Below are 5,834 nucleotides of genomic sequence, written 5' to 3'. Positions count from 1 at the left end.
TTATCGTGTTAAATACACTTGCCAATTCTCTCAAATCCCTCTTAATCTCCCTTTTCTAAAGGGAGAAATCTAAAATTTACCCCGTTTCAAAACTTTCATTCCTTTCATACCTATTTTGACATTATCTTTTAATATCAGGTTTGTTCCCGTCAGGAAAACGTTCAAGTATAATGGAAAAAAACTTTTCCTGTTGCCCGGGAGTAAATATTGCTTTGTCTTCAAGAAGATGACTGACAACTTTTCTTTGAAGCACAGACTGTGACGAATCCATTCCCCTGAGTATCTGTTCAACCAGTGCCGAATCCGGCTTTTTCTTCTTCAGTTCCCCGACGAGCCCATGCCTTTTTTCTCTAAGGTCATTAGAAATCTCCTCAATCTCCGGGTCAAACTTTTCCCGGGAATTTCGCATCCTTGCCACTTGTTCATCAGTGAGCCTGAGTTCTTTTTTTAAACGATGAAATTGCCTGTCCATGGGGGAAGGGCCTCTTTTATGACAATAATGCCTGCAAACGAAGGTCCCGATTGCTGCGAGATTTACAACAGTCAGCAAAACAACAATTATTAAAAACCATTTTTTTGTCATGGCAAGACCTCCTTTTCATTTTCACCAGAAGCCAGGGCCATTAAAAGCGGTTCTAATTTATCCAGGTAAAAGGCCTCGGCAACCTGTTCATTGCCGGAAATACCCTGATTGGCATCCAAATCTTTTACCAAATAATTTCCGCCGAAATATCCGGCAAGGATTGACGCAAAAATCAAAACCGCTGTCATTGCCGGCTGAAGCATATACGCAATTCTTTTCCTGAAATAATCCAGGCCAAAATAAACCGGATTTCGTTCATAATCTTTGATTTCCGCCTCAAGTCTTGTCCACAAAAATGGCGAAGGCTTCATTCTTTTACCGGTTTCAAATACCCAGACTTTCTTCAGTTTTTCTGAGTTTTCCCTGCAAACAGGACAACCTTCAATATGTTCCCTGACAATAATTGTTTCTTCATTGGAGAGTCCTCCGTCTGTGAAGAGTAATAATTTTTCCTGGATTTCTTTATGATTCATTTTGGGCCTTTCACTTAGTTAGACACGGAAGGCAGAAAAAACTTGCGGCGGTAATTTAAAAAATTTATGTTTCCTTAATAAACGCCGCCAATTTTTTATATAGATTCTGTTTAGCGCGGAACAAATATGATTCCACGGAAGAAACCGAACATTTCATAATTTTGGCTGTTTCTTCATAAGAAAGATTTTCATAACGGCTGAGAATAACGGCTACGCGCTGGTTTCCCGGCAGTGAATTTACCGCATTTTGGACAATCCGTTCACGTTCGGAAATCTCTAAATTTTTAAGAGGATTACCCGCCGGATCGGGAGGTATTTCATCCGGCTTATTATCTGCCAAAAAATCCAGCGAGAGCCATCTGTTCATCTTTCTTTTCCGCCCGAAATTCAAGCTCCTGTTTACTGCGATACGGTACAGCCATGTTGATAATTTCGATTCCGCCCGGAATCCTTTCAGAGCCTTGTATGCTGTAAAAAAAACGTCCTGCGCGACATCCTCCGCGTCTTCCCTGCTTCCGAGCATTTTAAAACAGACATTAAAAACCATATCTTTATAAGCTTCGAATAATTCCTTAAATGCTGAAATTTCACCCGCCCTTATTTTTTCAAATAATTCCGATTCGTTCATTTTATCATTATAATATTTTTTAACGCATATTCCAATATTATCCTTGATTTATTTTCATTTTTGTTTAAAATTATACCATTGTAATCCACTTATAATCCGGAGGTAAGAATGCCTGGTGTTTTAATGAAAACCGATTTAAAAGACATTAAATTTTTAAGGCGCGGCAAGGTGCGGGATGTTTATGAGTTAGATGAAAATTTGCTGATCATCGCCACTGACAGGGTTTCCGCATTCGATGTGATTCTTCCAAACGGGATTCCGGATAAAGGAAAGGTTCTAACCCAAATTTCCGTTTTTTGGTTTAACCAGGTGAAAGATATAATAGAAAATCACATTGTTGCCGCAGAGGTCAAAGATTATCCAAAAGTTTTACACAAATATAAAGATATTCTTGAAGGAAGGAGCATGCTTGTTAAAAAAGCAAAACCTTTATCCGTGGAATGTATCGTCCGGGGCTACCTGTCCGGTTCTGGATGGAAAGAATATAAATCGAAAGGAACAATCTGCGGGATAAAACTCCGCGAGGGGCACAAGGAATCCGATAAACTTGATTCTCCTGTTTTTACACCCAGCACAAAGGCCGATGAAGGGCACGATATAAATATAAGTTTTGATGAAACAAAAAAAATTGTAGGTTTTAATATTGCGGAACAGCTTAAAGACATAAGTTTAAAAGTTTATGGAAAAGGACGCGATCTCGCGGAAGGAAAAGGAATTATTATCGCGGATACAAAAATGGAATTCGGAATATATAACAACAAATTAATCCTGATAGATGAACTTCTTACACCTGATTCATCGAGATTCTGGTCAACCGGAGATTACAAACCTGGTAAAGGGCAGGATAGTTTTGATAAACAAATTGTCCGGGATTATTTATTGACCCTGGATTGGGACCAAACACCCCCCGGCCCGGAACTCCCTGTTGAAATAATAAGAAAAACATCCGACAGGTATAAAGAAATATTGAATATACTTACAAAATAAAAAAGCACTTTATTGATAGTTTTTTCCCATCAATAAAGTGCTTTAAAACAACAGAATTTATTTATTCCTTCGCAACAGAGGCATTTTCCATAATTATTTCGTATTTATAACCAAAACCAAAATCTTTATCAACACTGATTATTCCTGTGGCAGTTATTTTATCGTTAATATTTGCCTCGGATTGTGTTGTAATAGTAATATCGTTTGCCCCCTGGGCGCCTGTACCATCCTGTATGTGCAGCCAGTTTTTCCCCATAACTCCCAGATTGACTTTAGCAACATTCCCGTGAATAGTAACAGTTTTCCCGTCAAGTTCAGCCTTTTTGGCAAAAATATCAGCAATTGCCATGTTTACCGGGGCTGCCGCCGCAGAAGCTTCTGCTTTTGTTTCAGCGGGGGCTGGTGCCGGTGTTTCCGCTGTCGGGGCAGGCTCTGCGGAAATTGTGCCTTCAGGAGCAGGCGCTGCTGCCGGAGCTGATACTTCTACATTAGGCACTTCTTTTGCCGCTTCCGCCCCCTCTTCGGCCATGCTTCCATTTTGCCATCCTGCAAATATAAACATGGTTACCACCATACCCAATACTGTTTTAGAAATTCTCATATACCTAACTCCTTTCAAATTGTTAAAAAGCCAAATAATTATACCACATTTTTAAAAAAGATATATCTATTTATAATAAAATAATTCTTGACCTCAATAATTATTAATTATATCATTCTATCCAGAAATAATATAAATAAAATATTTTTGAATAATTTATGCAAACCGGATTAATTTATCATCCCGATTTTTTAAAACATGACACGGGGCACCACCCTGAAAATAAGCTGCGCCTGGCCAAAACTTTTGACTACCTGGAAAAAACCGGGGCACTAAAAAAATTATCTTTAATAAAATTTGATGAAGCAAGCGAAGATGATATCGGTTTAATACACACAGCCGGGCATATCAGGGAGGTAAAAAATGCCTATTCACAGGGAATAAATTTCCTCGACCCCGATACCCCTGTAAGTGAACAATCCTATAAAACCGCTCTCCTTGCCGCCGGCGGTGTTTTAAAAGCCTGCGTGGAGGTTTCATCGGAAAACATTAAAAATGCGTTTTGCCTTATCCGCCCGCCGGGACATCACGCCGCACCTGCGCGCAGCATGGGCTTTTGCCTGTTTAATAACGCGGCGATTGCCGCGCGTTATCTGCAAAAACACCTTAATCATCAAAAAATTCTTATTATAGACTGGGACGCGCATCACGGCAACGGCACACAGGACGCTTTTTATGATGACCCGTCGGTTTTATATTTTTCCACTCATCGTTATCCTTTCTACCCGGGGTCAGGCAGTTCTGAAGAAAAAGGGGACGGAAAAGGTTTTGGATTCAATATAAACGTGCCCCTGCCTTCCGGAAGCGGGGATAAAGAGTATATCTCAGCGTTTGAGAAAATCCTGATACCCGCGGCAGAAAAGTTTAAACCGGAATTTATTTTAATCTCTGCGGGATTCGATGCGCATATTGAAGACCCGTTAGGCGGGATGGCTGTCACTGACGAAGGCTTTAAGAGATTGACGGAAATAACAATTAATCTGTCAAAAAAACACTGCGGTAATAAAATTGTTTCAGTCCTTGAGGGCGGATACAGTTTAAAAGCGCTTCCAAAAACAATTGCGGCACATCTTGAAGTTTTAATGTCTGCGTAGCAGCGCCCTTTTATTGGGGAAATTATGATAAAACAACTCGCGTACCAAATTCTTTTTGACTATCCAATAGTTTTCTGGCTTGGCATTGCGGCAATATCATCCGTCTCTTTTACCGCGCTAATCGCCTTTTTAAATAAAAAAGGGATTCATAAAATCCCCCTTTCCCTGCACCCTAAAATAGCCGTAATCGCGCTTATACTCGCTTTTATTCACGGCCTGCTGGCCCTTTCGCTTTATCTGAATTTTTAGAACAATTTATCTTCTTTTATCTTTATTTCAAATAATTTTGAATCTTTATAAAGATACTCATCAAACATCTTGCTGTAGTTTGTCCACGAGGAATCCTTATCGACGGTATAGCTGTTAATAAACCAGTGGAAACCGTTCACCTTGGCGTCTATATTATCAATATGATGCAGCATTACCGCTTCAAGGCATTTTGGCCTGCGCGGGGACCCCCATTCATATTCGCCGTGATGGCTTAAAATCAGATGAAGAATTAAATCAGCCATATCCTGCGGAAAGTCCGGTATTTCCCTTATTTTTTTTTCTACTATCCCTGCGCCGATAACAATATGACCGATAAACTTCCCCCTGTTCGTGTAATTCAGGGAACGCTGATAACTTAATTCCTCAGTCTTACCGATATCATGCAGGATACACCCGGTAATCAGCAACTCTTCATTAACTATATCGGAGTAATTTTTAAGAATAAGTTTTGCGAGTTTCGCAAGGCTCAACGTATGTTCCAGTAACCCTCCTAAATAAGGATGATGGAAATCCGTGGCCGCGGGACATCTTTTAAACGTATTTGCAAATTTTTTATCGGAAAAAATGCTTTGTAAAAGTTTTTGATAAAAAGGGTTTTTTACGGCGGAAATTATCGTTTGAAGCTCATTATACATTTCTTCAATATCAAAAGGTGAACACGGCAGATAATTTTCAAATACAATGTTCTCCTCATCTTCCTTTCTAATGTTTCGTATTGATGTCACCCTTATCTGGGGAAATCCTTTAAAAAAATCAATATAACCTTCAACCTCCACAAAAGAATCGATAGTTAAATTTTTATAAACATTTTCATTTGTTTCCCATATTTTTGCGTCAACCTTTCCTGTCTTGTCGATAAGTTCGAGCGAAATATAAAAATCACCCTTTTTTGTTAAACCGCTTGTTTTTGCTCTCAAAAGGTAAACAGCTTTTACCTTCTCTCCCTCTTTTAAATCCTTAATGAAACGATGTCCTGTAATTTCCGGCATTTTAAATCTCCCGCTTGAAGTTAATAAAGGATTACAATCCGATATTTTCAGATTAGTAACCGGTCAGTTACCGGTGGTTTTATAGCCGCAGGCTTTAGCCTGCGTAAACATTAACTGATAATTTTATTCAAATTAAAATCAAGCGAACCAGAAAAAGAATAATCTTTCCAGTCGGTAACAAGTTTTTTCCTAACCGGATTATTAAGGAT

The 5,834-nt window shown here is 39.2% G+C and carries 8 protein-coding genes; 3 read left to right on the top strand and 5 right to left on the bottom strand.

The genetic code is table 11. From position 1 onward, the window contains the following. Positions 1-121 precede the first annotated feature (121 nt). The 3 genes from AB1498_09855 to AB1498_09845 all read right to left on the bottom strand — a co-directional run bounded on the left by AB1498_09855 (position 122) and on the right by AB1498_09845 (position 1,684). Positions 122-583 (bottom strand): periplasmic heavy metal sensor, encoded by a 462-nt coding sequence (locus tag AB1498_09855; protein MEW6088590.1) that lies wholly within the window; start codon positions 581-583, stop codon positions 122-124. Further along, the gene (locus AB1498_09850; GenBank protein ID MEW6088589.1) at positions 580-1,056 is read right to left on the bottom strand and encodes a zf-HC2 domain-containing protein; all 477 of its coding nucleotides are present in this window, start codon (positions 1,054-1,056) and stop codon (positions 580-582) included. The genes AB1498_09855 and AB1498_09850 overlap by 4 nt, the downstream gene beginning before the upstream one ends. Before the next feature lie 64 nt (positions 1,057-1,120). Beyond that, positions 1,121-1,684: an RNA polymerase sigma factor gene (locus AB1498_09845; protein MEW6088588.1), complete on the bottom strand. Its 564-nt coding sequence runs from the start codon at positions 1,682-1,684 to the stop codon at positions 1,121-1,123. A gap of 108 nt (positions 1,685-1,792) precedes the next feature. Here AB1498_09845 and AB1498_09840 point away from each other — a divergent pair, with 108 nt between their 5' ends. Further along, the gene (locus AB1498_09840) at positions 1,793-2,671 is read left to right on the top strand and encodes a phosphoribosylaminoimidazolesuccinocarboxamide synthase (GenBank protein ID MEW6088587.1); all 879 of its coding nucleotides are present in this window, start codon (positions 1,793-1,795) and stop codon (positions 2,669-2,671) included. 61 nt (positions 2,672-2,732) lie between these two features. Here AB1498_09840 and AB1498_09835 read toward each other — a convergent pair whose 3' ends face one another. Further along, a complete protein-coding gene (locus AB1498_09835; GenBank protein ID MEW6088586.1) occupies positions 2,733-3,272 on the bottom strand; it encodes a hypothetical protein in 540 nt (179 codons plus the stop codon). 158 nt (positions 3,273-3,430) lie between these two features. Here AB1498_09835 and AB1498_09830 point away from each other — a divergent pair, with 158 nt between their 5' ends. Both AB1498_09830 and AB1498_09825 read left to right on the top strand, forming a co-directional pair. Beyond that, positions 3,431-4,366 (top strand): histone deacetylase, encoded by a 936-nt coding sequence (locus AB1498_09830; GenBank protein MEW6088585.1) that lies wholly within the window; start codon positions 3,431-3,433, stop codon positions 4,364-4,366. Between the two features lie 24 nt (positions 4,367-4,390). After that, the gene (locus AB1498_09825; GenBank protein ID MEW6088584.1) at positions 4,391-4,615 is read left to right on the top strand and encodes a hypothetical protein; all 225 of its coding nucleotides are present in this window, start codon (positions 4,391-4,393) and stop codon (positions 4,613-4,615) included. On the opposite strand, the gene AB1498_09820 is transcribed toward AB1498_09825, so the two are convergent. Continuing rightward, positions 4,612-5,625 (bottom strand): HD domain-containing protein, encoded by a 1,014-nt coding sequence (locus AB1498_09820; protein ID MEW6088583.1) that lies wholly within the window; start codon positions 5,623-5,625, stop codon positions 4,612-4,614. The genes AB1498_09825 and AB1498_09820 overlap by 4 nt on opposite strands. Between the last annotated feature and the right edge of the window lie 209 nt (positions 5,626-5,834).

Source organism: bacterium, assembly GCA_040754625.1.
GTDB lineage: Bacteria > JACRDZ01 > JAQUKH01 > JAQUKH01 > JAQUKH01 > JAQUKH01.
The sequence above is the reverse complement of the archived record's forward strand: the minus strand, read 5'-3'. Positions and strand labels throughout refer to the sequence as shown.

Coding starts and splice junctions, on each gene's coding strand:
- AB1498_09855 (MEW6088590.1), bottom strand. CDS start 583: ATGACAAAAAAATGGTTTTTAATAATTGTTGTTTTGCTGACTGTTGTA.
- AB1498_09850 (MEW6088589.1), bottom strand. CDS start 1,056: ATGAATCATAAAGAAATCCAGGAAAAATTATTACTCTTCACAGACGGA.
- AB1498_09845 (MEW6088588.1), bottom strand. CDS start 1,684: ATGAACGAATCGGAATTATTTGAAAAAATAAGGGCGGGTGAAATTTCA.
- AB1498_09840 (MEW6088587.1), top strand. CDS start 1,793: ATGCCTGGTGTTTTAATGAAAACCGATTTAAAAGACATTAAATTTTTA.
- AB1498_09835 (MEW6088586.1), bottom strand. CDS start 3,272: ATGAGAATTTCTAAAACAGTATTGGGTATGGTGGTAACCATGTTTATA.
- AB1498_09830 (MEW6088585.1), top strand. CDS start 3,431: ATGCAAACCGGATTAATTTATCATCCCGATTTTTTAAAACATGACACG.
- AB1498_09825 (MEW6088584.1), top strand. CDS start 4,391: ATGATAAAACAACTCGCGTACCAAATTCTTTTTGACTATCCAATAGTT.
- AB1498_09820 (MEW6088583.1), bottom strand. CDS start 5,625: ATGCCGGAAATTACAGGACATCGTTTCATTAAGGATTTAAAAGAGGGA.